Source organism: Brachybacterium sp. NBEC-018 (assembly GCF_024860185.1).
Lineage (GTDB): Bacteria > Actinomycetota > Actinomycetes > Actinomycetales > Dermabacteraceae > Brachybacterium > Brachybacterium rhamnosum.
Window position 1 is genome coordinate 1,834,892 of sequence record NZ_CP100650.1, and the last position, 15,898, is coordinate 1,850,789.

At 74.0% G+C, this 15,898-nt stretch carries 15 protein-coding genes; 6 read left to right on the top strand and 9 right to left on the bottom strand.

Translation table 11 applies throughout. The features are described 5' to 3' along the window. Positions 1–79 precede the first annotated feature (79 nt). Both NLU66_RS08340 and NLU66_RS08345 read left to right on the top strand, forming a co-directional pair. Positions 80–3,115 (top strand): LamG-like jellyroll fold domain-containing protein, encoded by a 3,036-nt coding sequence (locus NLU66_RS08340; RefSeq protein ID WP_259362433.1) that lies wholly within the window; start codon positions 80–82, stop codon positions 3,113–3,115. An 83-nt stretch (positions 3,116–3,198) separates the two neighbouring features. Continuing rightward, positions 3,199–3,558 carry a VOC family protein gene (locus NLU66_RS08345; protein ID WP_259362434.1) on the top strand — a complete coding sequence of 120 codons (360 nt, stop codon included), beginning with the start codon at positions 3,199–3,201 and terminating at the stop codon, positions 3,556–3,558. A gap of 15 nt (positions 3,559–3,573) precedes the next feature. Here NLU66_RS08345 and NLU66_RS08350 read toward each other — a convergent pair whose 3' ends face one another. Next, complete coding sequence (locus NLU66_RS08350; RefSeq protein WP_259362435.1) at positions 3,574–4,017, bottom strand: VOC family protein; 444 nt, start codon at positions 4,015–4,017, stop codon at positions 3,574–3,576. Between the two features lie 67 nt (positions 4,018–4,084). Here NLU66_RS08350 and NLU66_RS08355 point away from each other — a divergent pair, with 67 nt between their 5' ends. Next, a complete protein-coding gene (locus tag NLU66_RS08355; RefSeq protein WP_259362436.1) occupies positions 4,085–4,882 on the top strand; it encodes a metallophosphoesterase family protein in 798 nt (265 codons plus the stop codon). A gap of 13 nt (positions 4,883–4,895) precedes the next feature. On the opposite strand, the gene arfB is transcribed toward NLU66_RS08355, so the two are convergent. The 4 genes from arfB to NLU66_RS08375 all read right to left on the bottom strand — a co-directional run bounded on the left by arfB (position 4,896) and on the right by NLU66_RS08375 (position 7,913). After that, complete coding sequence (gene arfB / locus NLU66_RS08360; protein WP_259362437.1) at positions 4,896–5,336, bottom strand: alternative ribosome rescue aminoacyl-tRNA hydrolase ArfB; 441 nt, start codon at positions 5,334–5,336, stop codon at positions 4,896–4,898. A 4-nt stretch (positions 5,337–5,340) separates the two neighbouring features. Further along, on the bottom strand, positions 5,341–6,288 hold the full coding sequence (locus NLU66_RS08365) for a GNAT family N-acetyltransferase (RefSeq protein WP_259362438.1): 948 nt from the start codon (positions 6,286–6,288) through the stop codon (positions 5,341–5,343). A gap of 46 nt (positions 6,289–6,334) precedes the next feature. Then, entirely contained in the window at positions 6,335–6,931 is a 597-nt protein-coding gene (locus NLU66_RS08370) for a 1-acyl-sn-glycerol-3-phosphate acyltransferase (protein WP_259362439.1), read from the bottom strand. 73 nt (positions 6,932–7,004) lie between these two features. Continuing rightward, on the bottom strand, positions 7,005–7,913 hold the full coding sequence (locus NLU66_RS08375; RefSeq protein ID WP_259362440.1) for a DUF3152 domain-containing protein: 909 nt from the start codon (positions 7,911–7,913) through the stop codon (positions 7,005–7,007). 77 nt (positions 7,914–7,990) lie between these two features. Between NLU66_RS08375 and NLU66_RS08380 the strand changes: the two genes are divergently transcribed. Then, positions 7,991–9,142, top strand: a complete 1,152-nt coding sequence (locus tag NLU66_RS08380; protein ID WP_259362441.1) for a DNA alkylation repair protein — start codon at positions 7,991–7,993, stop codon at positions 9,140–9,142. Positions 9,143–9,166: 24 nt separating this feature from the next. On the opposite strand, the gene NLU66_RS08385 is transcribed toward NLU66_RS08380, so the two are convergent. Beyond that, on the bottom strand, positions 9,167–9,829 hold the full coding sequence (locus NLU66_RS08385; protein ID WP_259362442.1) for a hypothetical protein: 663 nt from the start codon (positions 9,827–9,829) through the stop codon (positions 9,167–9,169). A 139-nt stretch (positions 9,830–9,968) separates the two neighbouring features. Here NLU66_RS08385 and NLU66_RS08390 point away from each other — a divergent pair, with 139 nt between their 5' ends. Beyond that, positions 9,969–10,646, top strand: a complete 678-nt coding sequence (locus NLU66_RS08390) for a dihydrofolate reductase family protein (RefSeq protein ID WP_259362443.1) — start codon at positions 9,969–9,971, stop codon at positions 10,644–10,646. A 24-nt stretch (positions 10,647–10,670) separates the two neighbouring features. On the opposite strand, the gene NLU66_RS08395 is transcribed toward NLU66_RS08390, so the two are convergent. After that, positions 10,671–11,264: a DinB family protein gene (locus NLU66_RS08395; RefSeq protein WP_259362444.1), complete on the bottom strand. Its 594-nt coding sequence runs from the start codon at positions 11,262–11,264 to the stop codon at positions 10,671–10,673. Positions 11,265–11,441: 177 nt separating this feature from the next. On the opposite strand from NLU66_RS08395, the gene NLU66_RS08400 reads away from it, so the two are divergent. Next, positions 11,442–13,106 (top strand): ABC-F family ATP-binding cassette domain-containing protein, encoded by a 1,665-nt coding sequence (locus NLU66_RS08400; RefSeq protein ID WP_259362445.1) that lies wholly within the window; start codon positions 11,442–11,444, stop codon positions 13,104–13,106. 49 nt (positions 13,107–13,155) lie between these two features. Here NLU66_RS08400 and NLU66_RS08405 read toward each other — a convergent pair whose 3' ends face one another. Continuing rightward, entirely contained in the window at positions 13,156–13,998 is an 843-nt protein-coding gene (locus tag NLU66_RS08405) for a SurA N-terminal domain-containing protein (protein WP_259362446.1), read from the bottom strand. 285 nt (positions 13,999–14,283) lie between these two features. Further along, a complete protein-coding gene (locus NLU66_RS08410; RefSeq protein ID WP_259362447.1) occupies positions 14,284–15,876 on the bottom strand; it encodes a GMC family oxidoreductase in 1,593 nt (530 codons plus the stop codon). Between the last annotated feature and the right edge of the window lie 22 nt (positions 15,877–15,898).

The following is a 15,898-nucleotide window of genomic DNA, read 5'->3' on the forward strand; positions in this document are numbered from 1 at the left end:
CTGCGCGGCACGCCCCCGTCCTCCTCGCTCCCTAGCGTCGAGCCCGGCCCTGTCCTCCTCCTCGACCCCTGGAGCCCCCATGTCGCCCCGTCCCCGGCGCTTCTCCTCGCTCGCCCTCGCCGTCACCGTCGCCCTCGGACTCACCCCCGCCCTCGCCCTCGGGCCGACCCCGGCGCAGGCCGCCCCGGTCACCGCCCCGGCGTCCCCGTCGGCCCCGGCCGCCCCCGCCCAGCGCGACCCGCTGCCCACCCCTGCGGTCGAGGCGCCCACCCCGGACGTCCTCGACGTCGACATCGACGCGACCGGCCTCGACGAGCAGGCCCAGCAGCGCACGCAGACCCCCTTCGGCACCGCCCCGACCGTCGGCGAGGACGCCGCGCTCGGCCGCCAGATCGCCTCCTACGGCGGCACCGGCGCCACCCGCTACGACTTCGCGGACGGCTTCGAGAAGACCGCGAAGGCCCTCACCCTCGAATGCACCGTCCGCTTCGACGACGGCCTCTCCGACGGCGACGACGAGTCCCGCGGCAACTTCTGCGGCGCCAAGGAGGGCGGCGGCTACTCGCTCACCGTCTACGGCTCGACCCTGAAGATGATGGTCAACGTCGACGGGAAGTACTACGGCGCCGGCGTGCCCATCGAGCAGGGCGTCTGGTACCACGCGACCGGCGTCTGGGACGGGAAGGCCGTCTCCCTCTACCTCGACGGCACGAAGGTCGCCGAGACCCCCACCACCGGCTCCGCCATCAGCGCCCCGCCGAAGACCGCCGCCCACCAGTTCTTCCTCGGCGCGGACACCAACGGCTCCGGCAACCCCCAGTTCCACGGCACCGTCTCCCTCGCCGGCGCCGGCATCTACTCCCGCGCCCTCAGCGGCGAGGAGATCACTGCCCGCTACGCGAGCACCTTCGCCGGCCGCACCGAGGACCAGGCCTCCTTCGCCCTCACGAGCCCCGCCCCCGGCTCCCGCCTCACCGCGCCGACCACCCTCGAGGGGACCCTCGAGCACGAGCAGCTGCTCGCCCAGCCCCTCGCCTACACCCTCGACGGGGAGCCCGTCTCCCTCGGCGACGAGGTGGGCCCCGGCCTCGCCGCCGGCGAGCACACCCTCGCCTGGACCGGCCTCGACCAGTTCGGCGAGGACGTCTCCGGGCAGGAGACCTTCACCTCCACCAGCATCCCCACCGCTGGCGGCACCGAGCAGTCCAGCGGCAAGGGCAGCGCCCAGCTCACCGCGCGCGCCACGAGCCCTACCGGCGAGGACCTCCGCACCACCTTCCTCGCCGGGGAGATCTCCTCCGCGACGGGCACCCGGCAGGGCGTCATCGAGGCGGCCGACGTCGCCGAGGACGGCTCGGTCGCCGGTGACGTCACCCTCCAGGACGCGAAGAGGACCGGTGAGAAGCTCGCCCCGGGCGACGGCAAGGACCTCGACTCGCCGGTCACCGCGAAGGTGCCCGCGCTGCGCACCGAGATCCCCTTCACCGAGGCCGGCCAGCAGGTCGCCTGGAGCGGCCAGGTGGACCCGGCCCGCTCCGTGAGCCTGCTGCTGCTGAACCCGGGGACCGGCCGCTACGAGGTGGCCGACACCGCCCGCGGCAGCTCCGAGGGCGACACCGAGCTGCTCGCCTCGGCCACCGCCGCCCAGGGCGCCGGCGGCACGCTGCGCGCCCTCGTCATCGGCACCGACCCCTTCGCCGACGACCTCGACGAGCCCGTCAAGGACGGCTTCGAGGACCCCGACGACGTCGACTTCTCCCTCATGCACATCACCGACACCCAGTACCTCAGCCAGGGCGCCACCCAGAAGGCGACCGCGGCGGAGCGCGAGGAGTGGGCGAGCGCCTACGAGGACTCCTACCGCTGGGTCGCCGAGCACGGCGAGGAGCACAAGCTCGCCTACGTCGCCCACACCGGCGACATCATCGAGGACTGGAACACCGGCGCCACGGACCGCGGCAAGGCGGAGGAGGAGATGCAGTTCGCCTCCGAGACCCAGAAGATCCTCGAGGACACGGGTGTGCCCCACTCCGTGCTCCCCGGCAACCACGACAACCTCGGCGGCGGGGACACCGGCACCGACAGCCTCTACAACCAGTACTTCGGCGCCGAGCGCTACGAGGCCCTCGCCCAGCAGGACTCCTGGAAGGAGGCGGGCGCCGAGTACCACCCGTGGAAGGAGGGGGACAACGACAACAGCTACACCCTCTTCAGCGCCGGCGGCCAGGACTTCATCGCCCTGAGCCTCGGCTACATCGTCACCGACGAGGAGGCCGCCTGGGCGAGCGACGTGCTCGACCAGTACGCGGGCCGCGACGCCATCCTGCTCACCCACGCGTACAACAAGCCGAGCTCCGAGCCCGACGGCCGCGGCGGGACCTTCTCCCAGGACGGCCAGATCATCCGCGAGCAGATCCTCGAGAAGCACCCGAACGTCGCGCTCGTGCTCTCCGGCCACGAGCACGGCGTCTCGATCGGCGTGCGCACCGACGTCGGCGAGGCGGGCAACGACGTCGTCGAGCTGCTCGCCGACTACCAGTTCTACGAGGTGGGCTCCGACCAGCTGGGCCTGACCGAGGAGGGCGGCTACGGGAAGGACACGGGCCTGCGCTTCGGCGCGGCGTTCTTCCGCCTGCTCCAGTTCGACCTGGACCGCGGCGAGGTCTCCGTGGACACCTACTCGCCGTACATGGACGAGTTCGGCGCCACCGAGTACGACACGAAGGACCGCTACGACGGCCGCGAGGACGACTTCCGCCTCCCCGTGCAGTTCCAGGGCCGCACGACCGCGTTCACGACCGACGCCCTCGTCGGCATCACGCCGACGGACGACGTGATCGGCGAGGTCACCCACGCCTCCGGCGAGGACGCGAGCGTCACCTGGAAGGGCCTGAAGAACAAGAAGGTCTACGGCTGGTTCGCGGTGAGCCGCGACGCCGCCGAGGTCTCGGGTGACGAGGAGACCCTGAGCGAGGAGGCCCGCTCCCTCGCCCTGGATCCCACGAAGGACGGCGGCATCGTGCAGGTCAGCGCGTTCACGGCGTTCAAGAAGCCGCTCAAGGACAAGGCCTCCGGCGTGACGTCGTCGGAGGAGGGGTCGGCCGGGACCGAGTGAGCAGGCGCGTCTCCTCCGTCGGCCCCCTCTGCGAGACTGCCCGTGTCCGGCACCCGCAGCAGTCATCCGACGGAGGAGACGCCATGGCCGCACCCGTCCATCACGCGATCAGCTACATCGAGCTCCCGGCGAGGGACCTCGCCGCGACGAAGGCCTTCTACGAGGCGGCCTTCTCCTGGAGCTTCACCGACTACGGCCCGGAGTACAGCGGCATCGTCGCCGCGGACGGCGAGGGCGAGATCGGCGGCCTGAACCCGGGCGCCGAGCCCACCGGCGGCGGCCCGCTCGTGCTGCTGTTCTCCGACGACCTCGACGCGACCGTCGAGGCGGTGCGGGCCGCGGGCGGCGAGGTCGTCGCCGGCCCCTACGCCTTCCCCGGCGGGCGGCGCTTCGAGTTCACGGACCCGAGCGGCAACCGCCTGGGCGTCTTCGCGGACTCCTGAGCGCCCCGCGCCGCCTCAGGAGCGGACGGACTCCGCGAGCGCGACGATGATCCCCTCGGGCCCGCGCAGGTAGCACATCCGGTAGGAGTCCTCGTAGGTCGCGGCCTCGCCGATGAGGGTCGCGCCGTGCGCAGCGAGCCGCTCGACGGTGGCGTCGACGTCGTCCACCTCGAACATGACCGAGCGGTACCCGAGGGCGTGGGGCTCGTCCCGGGGACGGTCACGGCCGACGGCGGCGGGGGAGTCGAAGGCGCCCACCTCGATGCGTCCGCTGCCGTCCGGTGCGGCGAGCATGGCGATGCGCGTGCGCATCCCGGGCAGGGCGGTGACGCGCTCGGCCCACTCGCCGCCCACCTCCGCGCGGCCCTCGACCTGCAGGCCGAGCGTCTCGAAGAAGGAGATCGCCGCCTCGAGGTCCTCGACGATGAGTCCCACATGGTCCATCCGCAGCATGCTCATGGCGCTCAGACTAGGGTCGTCCTGCCGTGGGGGACAGGCCCGCCCCACGTGCTCCCGAGGAGGACCGATGCTCACGCTCGACCCCGCCACGACCGTCGTCGCCGGGGACTGGCACGGCAACACCCGCCATGCCGTCGCCGCCGTGCGGCACGCCCACGAGCAGCTCGGCGCGCGCACCCTCGTGCACCTGGGGGACTTCGCCTATCTCTTCGCGCCGGACTTCGTCCACGACCTCCACGCCCAGCTCCGCGAGAGCGGCGTGGAGCTGCTGTTCCTGCGCGGCAACCACGACGCGACGCCCGTGCTGCGCGGCCTGGACCCGCGCCGCGAGCACCGCCTCGAGGACGCCGCGGGGGAGGAGCCCTGGCCGCTCACCGAGGACGGGCGGATCTCCTACCTGCCCGACGGCATGCGCCTCGCGATCGGTGAGGAGACGGCGCTCGTGCTCGGCGGGGCCGGCTCGATCGACCGCGGCTCCCGGCTGCCCGGTGCCGAGTGGTGGCCGGACGAGCGGATCGACGAGGCCCTCGTCGAGGAGATCCTCGAGGAGGGCGTCGGGTCCCGCGGGGCGGACGTCCTGCTCTGCCACGACGCCCCGGCGGGCGTCGAGCTCGACCTCGATCCGTCCTTCGGTGCCTGGTTCGCCGCCCGCGACGAGGGGGTGCTCGCGTGGTGCGAGGAGCATCGCGAGCGCCTGGGCCGCGTCGCGGACGCCCTCTCCCCGCGGCTGATCCTCCACGGGCACCACCACCGGCTCGTCACGGCAACCCGGGCGGGGCGGGAGCGGGACGCGCTGAGCCTCGGGCTCGGCCTGGACGGGGAGACGATGGAGGAGAACCTGCTGGTCTTCCCGCTCCCCGACTGAGACCCGGGCAGGCTCAGTCCCCGCCGGGCCGACGGCGCTGCTGCTTGGTGAGGGAGCGCTGCCGCTTGCCCTCGAGACGCCGCCGCTGGGAGCCGCGCGTGGGCTTCGTGGCGCGGCGCGGCACCGGAGGGGCGATCGCCTCGCGCAGCAGGCCCGCGAGCCGCTCGCGGGCCGCCGTGCGGTTGCGTCGCTGGCTGCGGTGCTCCGCGGCGGCGACGGTGAGCACCGTGCCCACGAGCCGCGGGCCGAGCACGGTGAGGGCCCGCTCCCGCTGCGCCGGGGTCAGCGCGGCCGAGGCACCGAGGTCCCAGCGCAGCTGGACGCGCGAATCGGCCGTGTTGACGCCCTGTCCGCCCGGGCCGGAGGCATGGGAGAACTGCTCGGTGAGCTCCGCCGCGGGGATCCGCAGGCCGCGCGGGGCACCGGGCCCCGGGGGCACGTGCAGGTCATCCATGAGTTCAGGATGCCTCAGGACGCGCTGAGAGGGGCCGGACGAGGTCCTGCACGGGACCCCCGGTGACGAATCCCGCGGCCCGGTAGGTGCGGACGGCGCCGGGCTGGGCGCTCGGCGTCGCGACCATGGCGCTCGATGCGCCGAGCTCCCCGAGGGCGGCGACGGCGGCGAGGCTGATCACCCGCCCGTACCCGCGCCGGCGATGCGTCGCGGCGACGGCGATCGGCTCGAGCAGGCCCGGCCGGCCGGGCCCGGCGGACCACACGACCGCGGCGGCCGCCGCCGTCCCCTCTCGGTCACGGCCCAGCAGGGTGCGGCCGTACCGGGCATACAGCGGGTGCGCGGCGAGGTCCCGCCAGTGCGCACCGGTCAGGGTCGAGCCCGGGAAGCCCGAGCGGATCACGGCCGCCCAGTCCTCCGCGCCGGGCCGATCCGCTCCGACGGTGCTCACGACGAGGTCGGTGCCGTCGATGGCCTCGTCGCCCGAGACGGACCCGGCGGACGCGATCGGGCGGCGCAGCGGGGTCCACGGCTCGCCCTCCGTCCATCCGGCGGCGCGGATCACCCGGTCCAGGGCCGGCCCGTGGCGCAGCTCGACGGCGAGCTGCTCCGCGGGGAACGGGGCGCCGGGGCCGACGGCGAGGTCGTCGCGGAGGCGGGCGGCGAGCTCCTCGTCCTCCGCCGCGGCGGGATCGATGCCCAGGCGCAGGACGTCCGGCCCGTCGAGGAAGCCGACCGCGAGCACCTCCCCGTCCCGGGACCAGGTGCGCAGCGCGGAGGCGAGCTGCTGCTCGCCCCGGCGGAGCGCCCAGGCGAGGTCCCCCGGGTGCAGGGGGACGGGCAGCTCGTCGCGCTGCCAGGCGGCGAGGCGGGCGAGGACGTCATCGAGCGCCGCGGGGACGACCGGGTCGAGGGTGAGCACGGTGACAGTCTGCGTCGGCGTGCCGGTCACCGCGAGGAGTTTTCCGCGGTGGGCGCGGACACCGGATCGGCCCCGCTCAGGCGCCGGCGGCTCCCTCGGCGCGGGGCTCGTCCTCCTCGCGCAGACGCGGCTCGACCCGCTGCTCGGGATGCCAGCCGGCCTTGTCCGCGTAGAACGCACGGATCGTGTCCATGTCGCCGCGCAGGTCATCCGTCATCGCGAGGGTCGGGCCCAGGCCCGTCGTCATCGTCGTGCGGTCCACGTATCCGAGCGTCACGGGCAGGCCCGTGCGGCGGGCGATCCGGTGGAAGCCGGACTTCCACAGGTCGTGGTCGCCGCGGGTGCCGTCGGGCGTGACGACGAGGCTGAAGACCTCGCCCGAGTCCACGCGGGCGACGACCTCCTCGACGACCCGGCCCGGATCGGAGCGGTCCACGGGGATCCCGCCCAGGCGCCGCATGATCGGCCCCTTCCACCCCGTGAACAGGCTGCTCTTGCCGAGCCAGTGGATGCGGATCCCGAGCTCCCACGCGATCGAGAGCATGAGCACGAAGTCCCAGTTGGAGGTGTGGGGCGCGCCCACGAGCACCGTGGGCCGCGGGGAGGCGGGCTCGGTGACGAGGCGCCACCGGCTCAGACGCCAGAACGCTCCGGCGATCAGGCGTCGGATCATGGGTGAACCGTAGAGCACGGCGGGCCGGGGCACTCCCAGGCGCCGTATCCCGGCACGCCGCCTCGGTGCCGGATCAGGCCGCGCCGTCCGCGGAGGGCCAGGGGTTCGCCCGGCAGCCGCCGAGGTTCATCGACTGCTGGAGCATGACCGGCGCGGCCTCGCCCTCCCTGCCGCAGGTCTCGTGGCCATGGCCCAGGAAGTGGCCCACCTCGTGGTTGACCATGTAGGCGCGGTACTCGCCGAGGTCGTCGAAGGTGGGCGTCATGAGCGTCCAGCGGTCCGCGTTGAGCACCACCTCCTCGCCGATCCGGCAGCTCCACAGGCCGTTCGTGTGGGCCGGTGCGCAGAGCTCGTCCACGGTGGGCGGGGAGGCGAGGGAGATCGTGAAGTCCGCCTCCGCGGGCTCCGTGACCTGGCGGAAGGCGACGTGCTCGAGAGGCTGCCAGCCGCGCTCGTCGGCGAGGACCTCGGCGACGACGCCGGCGACCTCACCGGCCTCCAGGTCGATGCCGTCCTCGACGCGCAGGAGGTAGGAGCGCACGTTCCCTTCCGACGCGCTGCCCTCCGACGCACTGCCCTCCGATGCGGCGCCGTCGTCGGTCGCGGGCTCGGCCACGGTCCAGGTGCCCTCGCCGGTCATGCCCGAGCGGGGGATCTCCGTGCTCGCCGCCGTGATCTCGGCCGTGACCCCGCCCGTCGCCGCCGCGGCGACCGGGCTGCCGTCGGAGGCGCCGCCGCCGTCGGACCCACCGCCGCCCGTCGCCCCGCCGCCGTCGCTCGGCGCCGGGGCAGGCGACGGGGTCGCGGGGGAGGAGGGGTCGCCCGCGGGCTCCGCGGGGCTCGCGAGGGCGCGCACCCCGAGCACCACGACAAGGATCAGCAGCACGGCGAGCAGGGCCACCACGATCGTGCGGGCGAGGCGTCCCCGGCGCGTGAGGACAAGACGCGAGCGGTCAGGGGGCGGCGGGGTGGCGTCGGTCACCAGGACACCGTAGGAGGTCCGAGGTCTGCCTGCTCGGCGCCACGCCCGATGTCACCGGGCTCGGGAAGAATGGTGCCATGCCCTTCGCCGACGAGATGATCAGCCCGCGCACCGCCCAGGAGCTCGCGGAGGCGATCGCCGCCGCCGCGCCCGGCGCCGCGCTGCCGTCCCTGCGAGCCGCGCCCGGGAGCCTGGACCCGCTCTCCCTGCGCGAGCGGTCCGACCTCCTCCGGGACGCCCTGCTCGAGGATCTGCCCGGGAGCTCCGCGGATCTCGCGACCGTGGTCCGACGGGCGCGGGACGCGGGCGCCCTGCGGGGCTGGATGCTGTGGCCCGTGACCACGGCCGTCGCCGAGCGAGCGATCGCGCGGGACGGCGACCGGCCGGCCGCCGAGGAGCAGGAGCCCGGCGCGGTCGAGGACGCCCTCGCCCTGCTCGCGGAGCTCACCGGCCTGCTCACCGCCGAGTTCGCGCTGCGCCCGCTGCTGATCCACGCCCCGGAGCGCACCCTCGCCGCGGCGCTCGTCTGGACGGACCACCCGGACGAGCACGTGCGCCGCCTCGCCTCCGAGGGCACCCGGCCCTACCTCCCGTGGGCCGTGCGGGTGCCCTCCCTGCTCGCGCGACCCGAGGCGACCCTGCCGATCCTCGACCGGTTATACCGGGACCCCTCGGAATACGTGCGCCGCTCGGTCGCGAACCACCTCAACGACCTCAGCCGCGAGCACGGCGACCTCGTCATCGCGACGGCGGGCCGCTGGCTCGACGCCCCGGACGAGTACACCGAGCGCCTGGTGCGCCACGCGCTGCGGACCCTCGTCAAGCGCGGCGACGCCTCCGCCCTCGCCCTGCGCGGCTACGGCGACCCCGGGGAGGCGCTCGAGATCAGCGGTCCCCACCTGGACCGGGAGCAGCTCGCGATCGGCGAGGAGCTCGAGCTCACCGCGGAGCTGCGCAACACCTCCGCGCAGGAGCTGCGGCTCGTCGTGGACTACGTGGTCCACCACCGCAAGGCCTCCGGCGCGCTCACGGCGAAGACCTTCTCCCTGACCACGCTGACCCTCGGCCCGGGGGAGACGCGGCGCCTGCGGCGGCGCCACTCCTTCCGCCCGCTCACCACGCGCCGCTACCACGCGGGCGGCCATGCGCTGGGCCTCCAGGTCAACGGACGGCCGACGGCGACCGTGCCCTTCGAGCTCATGGCCGCCCCGGGACCGGCCGCGCCCTGAGCGGCCGGTGCCGGGGCCGCCGCCTCAGCTCACCCGCAGGCGGTGCTCCCCGGGTCCGGCCGGGACGAGCACGCGCGCGCCCTCACGGGTGAGGGAGGTGCGGGCGCCGTCGACGACGACCTCGACGTCGAGCTCCTCGGGTACCCAGAACTCGCTCGGCGCGGAGGCCTCCGCGCCGTCCCAGGCGGCCTTCCAGCTGCCGCCCGCGGAGCGCCCGCTGCGCAGGGAGGTCCCGGCGACCGCGACGGGCCGGGGCCGGCGCAGGGTGCGGGCGACCTCGGAGGTCGCGAAGCCCGGCTCCCACCGGTGGTAGATCCATCCGGTGACGTCCTGGTCCAGGGCGTCCAGGAGCTCCTCGTCCAGGGGCTCCTCGCCGCTCAGCTCGCGCAGGGCGAGGCCGGAGACGTCGAGCAGCGCCGGGTGGCCCGCTCCCGCCTCGGGGGCGTCGGCGAGGATCACGGAGAGCCCCTCGGCCTCGGCGAGGTCGAGCAGCTCGCGCGCCTGCTCCGCCGAGCCCGCGCCGACGACGCGCACGGCGTCGAGGCCGAGCTCCGCCAGCTGTCGCAGGTCCTGGGCGGTCACGGGGGCTGTGCCGCCGGCGCCCTCCGCCTCGATGTCCACGCCGTGGACCACGCGCAGGCGGCCCTCGGCGTCGGTGTGCTCGGCCGTATCGATCATCCGCGTCATGACTGCCACCTTCCGCGGACTCCGCTGTCCGCTGCTGCCGCGAACCTAGCAGGAGAAGCAGGGCGGCGTGCCGGTGGGGCGGCGTAGTCTCGTGCCCAGGCGAGGGCGCCCGCCCGCGCGCCGATCCGAGGAGCCCCCGATGGCCACCACGACGCCCGACACGACCCGCTCGACCGCATCCGCCGCTGCGACCGACGCCCCGGACGGCGGGGACGCCGGTCAGGAGCTGCTGGTCGACGTCATCCTCTCCCTCGACGGCTGCGCCGCGGGGGAGGGCTGGCCCGGCTGGTGGGGCCTCGAGTCCCCCGAGTACCTCGAGTGGCTCGCCGCGGAGCCCGAGCGGATCGGCCTGATGGGTGCGAACACCTACCGGCTCATGGCGGACATGGCCGGCAAGGCACCCGGGCTCGACGTCTCCGAGGAGGAGAAGGCGAGCTTCGCGCAGCTCGACTCCGCAGAGCAGATCGTCTTCTCCGCGACCCTCGAGGAGCCCCTCGCCTGGTCGAACACGAGCCTCGTGCGCACCGACGCGATCGCGGCCGTCCGCGAGCTCAAGCGCACCGCGACGAAGCCCCTCACCACGGTGGGCAGCATCCGCCTGTCCCTCGCGCTGATCGAGGCGGGCCTCGTGGACCGCTTCCGGGTGGTGCTCTTCCCCGTCGTCACGGGCCGCACGGGCCTCGAGCGGATCTGGGAGCAGTTCGGCGACCTCTCCCTCGAGCTGCTCGAGGCGCGCACCTTCGAGGGCGGGCTGCAGCTGCTCGAGTACCGTCCCACCGTGCTCGAGGCGCCGCCCGGCACCGGCTGGGAGCGCTGAGCGCCCCTCCCGCGCACCTCCCGTTCACGCGTCGATCGTGCCGGGCGCGGGGACATAGGGCTCGAAGAACGGGTTCGCGGGCACCCCGGCCCGCGTGAGCACGAGGGTCGGCACGGTGAGCCCGTCGATCTGCTCGCGGATGATGTCGATGTGGCCCGCGTGCCGGGCCAGCTCCTCCACCACGTGCACGAGCGCGTACCTCTGGCTCGTGGGCGTCGGCTGGTCCTGCCCGAGCCACGGGGCCGGCGGGGCGAGCACCTCGGCGCCCGGATCCGCACCCTCGAGGGCGGCGAGCAGCTGCGGGCGCAGCTCGTCGAGCTCGGCGAGCACACCGGCCGTGGTCTCGCCCTCGACCAGGGCGAAGCTCTGCGCGTGCGCGGCGAAGTCCGCCTCGTCGAGCTGCATCCGCGCGCCCTCCGGGCCGAGGTCGCGCAGCGTCCCGCGGATCCCGTACACGATGTGCTTGAGGATCCCGCCCACGGAGAGGGCGCTGCGGCAGGGGGTCTCGCGCGACTGCTCCTCGGTGAGGCCGAGCGGGGCGGCGCGCAGCGCCTCGATCTGCTGGTCGGCGTAGCCGGCGAGGGTGGCGGATTCGGTGGCGACAGCGGGGAGGAACATGGGGTTCTCGTCTCACTCGGAGCGGTCCGGGGTTCGTGCCGCGAGGTGATCCCGGCCCGGGTGCCGGGTCCGATCGCCGCACAGGCACACTCTGCTCCTCCGGGCGGACAGGATCTGTCCGCGAAGAGTCGACGCCGCAGGACGGGCGGGCGCCCGTGCAGTGGGAGGATGCTCCCCATGACCGCCACCCTCGTCGCCCACGGCCTCTCCGGCGGCCACGGCCACCGGGTCCTGTTCGAGGACCTCGACCTCACCGTCGCCCCGGGCGATGTGATCGGGGTGGTCGGCGCGAACGGGGCCGGCAAGTCCACCCTGCTGCGCCTGCTCGCCGGGGAGACCGCGCCGATGGCCGGCCGCGTGACCCTCAACCCCGGCGACGCCTTCGTCGGCCACCTCCCCCAGGAGCACGAGCGCGTCGAGGGCGAGAGCATCGCCGCCTACATCGCGCGCCGCACCGGCTGCGCCGAGGCGACCGCCCGTCACGACGCGGCCGCCGCGGCGCTCGCCGAGCCCGCCCCCGCGCGGGGAGGCCCGGACCCGGCCGACGTGTACGCCGCGGCCCTGGACCACTGGCTCGCGACCGGCGCCGCGGACCTCGAGGAGCGCATCCCGCCGATGCTCGCGGAGCTCGGCCTCGCGCTCGGCCCTGAGGACGCCCGGCGGACGATGATGACGTCCCTCTCCGGCGGGCAGGCCGCCCGCGTGGGCCTCGCGGCGCTGCTGCTCTCCCGCTTCGACCTCGTGCTGCTCGACGAGCCGACGAACGACCTCGACCTCGACGGCCTCGCCCGGCTCGAGAGCTTCGTCCAGGGCCTGCGCGGCGGCGCCGTGCTCGTGAGCCACGACCGCGAGTTCCTCTCCCGCTGCGTGACCACCGTGCTCGAGCTCGACCTCGCCCAGCACAGCAACCGCGTCTACGGCGGCGGCTACGACGCCTTCCTCGAGGAGCGGGCGACCGTGCGCCGCCACGCCCGCGAGAAGTACGAAGAGTACGCCGCGACCAAGGCCGATCTCGTCTCCCGTGCCCGCACCCAGCGCGAATGGTCCAGCCAGGGCGTGCGCAACGCGATGCGGAAGTCCCCGGACAACGACAAGGTCCGCCGCCGCGCGCAGTCCGAGTCGAGCGAGAAGCAGGCCCAGAAGGTGCGCCAGATGGAGAGCCGCATCAGCCGCCTCGAGGAGGTCGAGGAGCCGCGCAAGGAATGGCGGCTCGAGATGAGCATCGGCGCCGCGCCCCGCTCGAGCACCGTCGTCGCGACGCTCTCCGGGGCCGTCCTGCGCCAGGGCGACTTCACCCTGGGGCCTGTCTCCCTGCAGGTGAACGCGGGGGAGCGGATCGGGATCACCGGCCCCAACGGCGCCGGGAAGTCGACCCTGCTGCGCCTGCTGCTGGGCCGCCGCACCCCCGACGAGGGCAGCGCGAGCCTCGGCTCGAGCGTGCAGATCGGCGAGATCGACCAGGCCCGATCGCTGCTCGCGGGCGCGGTGCCGCTCGCGGAGGCCTTCGGCGCGCAGGTCCCCGAGATGACCCCGGCGGAGGTGCGCACCCTGCTCGCGAAGTTCGGCCTGCGCGCGGACCACGTGGGCCGCGGCATGGACGAGCTCTCCCCGGGGGAGCGCACCCGCGCGGGCCTCGCCCTGCTGCAGGCGCGCGGCGTGAACCTGCTCGTGCTCGACGAGCCGACGAACCACCTGGACCTCCCGGCCATCGAGCAGCTCGAGCAGGCGATCGCCGCCTACGACGGCACACTCGTGCTCGTCACCCATGACCGCCGGATGATCGAGGCGGTCCGGATCGACCGCCGCTGGCAGGTCGAGGGCGGGCGGGTCACCGAGCGCTGAGCCGCGCGCTCCCTCCTGCGCCTGCCCCTGCCTCCGGCGGGAGGCCCCGTCAGAGGTTGATCGTCACGTCCCCGCTCTTCTCGAGCTCGTCCGCGATGCTCTGCGCGGCCTCGCCCTCCTTCTGGGCCTTCACCTGCTGCGCGAGCTGGTCCTCGACGTCCTCGAAGGCCGGGGTCTGCGCCTGCTCGCCGCCCGTCTGGCCCGTCTGGCCCGCGGCCTGCTCCTGCTGCTGCACCATCTGGTCGTAGGCGGTCTTCAGCTCCTCGTCCGTCGGATCACCGATCCCGGCCTTCTTGTCGATGAAGGTCGTGATCGTGAACTGCTTCGCGGCCTCGCTGCGGATCTGCTCCTCGTCCATGCCCTGCTGCTCGAGCGCCTTCACGACCTCGTCGGCGGAGGTCATGCCGTTCTGCGCGCCGATCTGCTTCAGCGTCGCGTCGATGTCCTCGTCGCTCGCCTCGATGCCGGCGTCCTTCGCCCCCTGCTGCAGCAGGAGGTTGTCCACGAGCTGCTGGGCGACCTGCTGCTTCAGCTGGTCCTCGTCCACGGCCTGGCCCGTGCTCTGCTGCTGCATCGCGGCCTGCTGGTACTGCTGCTCGTAGGAGGTGGAGAAGTCCTCCTTGGAGATCTTCTCGCCGTTGACCTCGGCGACCGGGTCGGGGACGTCGGAGAGGTCCGGCGCGGCGGCCTGGGCGCCGCCGCCGTCGGACGCCTGCTGCTGGCTCTGCTGCTGGCCGCCGGCGTCGCTCGCGCCCCCGGCGTCGGAGGCGCCGGAGGAGTCGGACTGCTGGGTGCAGCCGGTGATCGCCACCGCGGCGGCGAGGGAGACGGCGGCGAGGGTCCGTCGCAGGGCGACGGTGCGGGGGAGCTTCGGGGTGGTGCGGGTCTTCATGGTGCTGGCCTCCTGGGAGGGGAGTCGGCGGGGATGCGGCGGGCGACGCTACCGCAGGGGTCTCACCACGGTGGTGAGGAAGCGTCCAGGCTCCGGTCAGGCCGGGCATTCCGGTGTGCGACGGCCGATGACGGACACCTGTCCGGATGCCCCGGGGGCCGCTGCGGTGCTGGGCAGGGGAGTGCCGAGCGGGTGGATGCCGGCCGGAGTGAATCACGTCTCCCCGCACGGACGCGAGACGCCCGGCACCCCTCGCGGGGGTGCCGGGCGTCCTCGTCGGTCGGCTCAGGCGTCGAGGTCGGCGCGCAGCAGGTCCGCCGCGCGCTCGCCGATGAGCATCGTGGTGATGTTGGGGTTCACGGCGACCAGCTGCGGCATGACCGAGCCGTCGACCACGCGCAGGCCCTGCACGCCCTTGACGCGCAGCTGCGGGTCCAGCGGCGAGTCCGGGTCGTCGACCGCGCCCATCCGCACGGTGCCCGCGGGGTGGTAGACGGTGTTGTGGGTCCGGGAGACGTAGTCGGCGATCTCCTCGTCCGTCTGCACGTCCTCCCCGGGGAACAGCTCCCGGCCGCGGAAGGCGTCCATCGCGCCCTGGGCGACGATCTCCCTGGCCCGGCGGATCCCGGCGACGGCGACCCGCATGTCGTGGCCGTCCTCGTCGGTGAAGTAGCGCGGATCCACCTTCGGCTTGTCGCGGTAGTCGATCGTGCGCAGCCGCACCGTGCCCCGCGAGCGGGCGTGGGTGATGTTCGGGGTGAGCGCGAAGGACTCCGGCGAGGTGGGGTAGCCCTGACGGCGGGTGTGCATGTCGAAGGGCACCGAGCCGTAGTGCATCATCAGGTCCGGCAGGTCCAGGCCCTCCTCGGTGGCGGCGAAGATGCCGATCTCCCACCACTGCGTGGACTCGCGGGTCATGGGCTGCGTGGACTCCCACGAGATGACGGCCTCGGGGTGGTCCTGGAGGTGGGAGCCGACGCCGGGGGAGTCGACGCGCACGTCGATCCCCACCTCGCGCAGGTGGTCGGCGGGGCCGATGCCGGAGAGCATGAGCAGCTTCGGCGAGTCGATCGCCCCGGCGGAGAGGATCACCTCGCGGCGGGCCCGCAGCACCGAGGAGCGGTCGAAGGCGTTGTCGATGTACTCCACGCCGGTCGCCCGCTGGGACTCGTCGAAGAGCACCCGCATCACCTGGTGGCCGGTGAGCACGTGGAGGTTCTCGCGCTCGAGCACGGGGTGCAGGTAGGAGACCGAGGAGGAGGAGCGGGTGCCGTCCTCGCGACGATTCACCTGGAACCAGCCGGCCCCGTCGACGACCGTCTCGAAGTCGTTGAAGCGGGCCCGGGGGATGCCCGCCTGCTCGCACGCCTCGAGCAGGGCGATCCCGACCGGGTCCTCCGCCGGGGCGTCCATGAGGTGCACGGGGCCGTCGGTGCCGTGGCCGGGGCCGGTGCGGTCCTTGTTCGTCTCGAGCCGCTCGATGAGGGGATGGATCGTCGCGGCGCTCCAGCCCTCGGCGCCGAGGCTCTCCCAGAGGTCCATGTCCTCCGCCGGCGGATGGAAGGCGATGCACGAGTTGTGGGAGGAGCAGCCGCCGAGGACCTTCGCGCGCGCATGGCGCATGAAGGAGTTGCCGTTCTCCTGCTCCTCGATCGGGTAGTCCCAGTCGAGGCCGGACTCGAGCAGCTCCGGCCAGCGCTTGAGCTGGAGGACCTCGTCGTGCTCACGGTCGTCGGGGCCGGCCTCGAGCAGCGCCACCTGGAGCTGCGGGTCCTCGCTCAGGCGGGAGGCGACGACGGCGCCGGCGGAGCCGCCGCCCACGATGATGTAGTCGTACTCGGCGATCGGGTTCTCGGACGTCAGGTGCTGATCGGTCATGTGTCCTGCTTCCTGTCGGGAG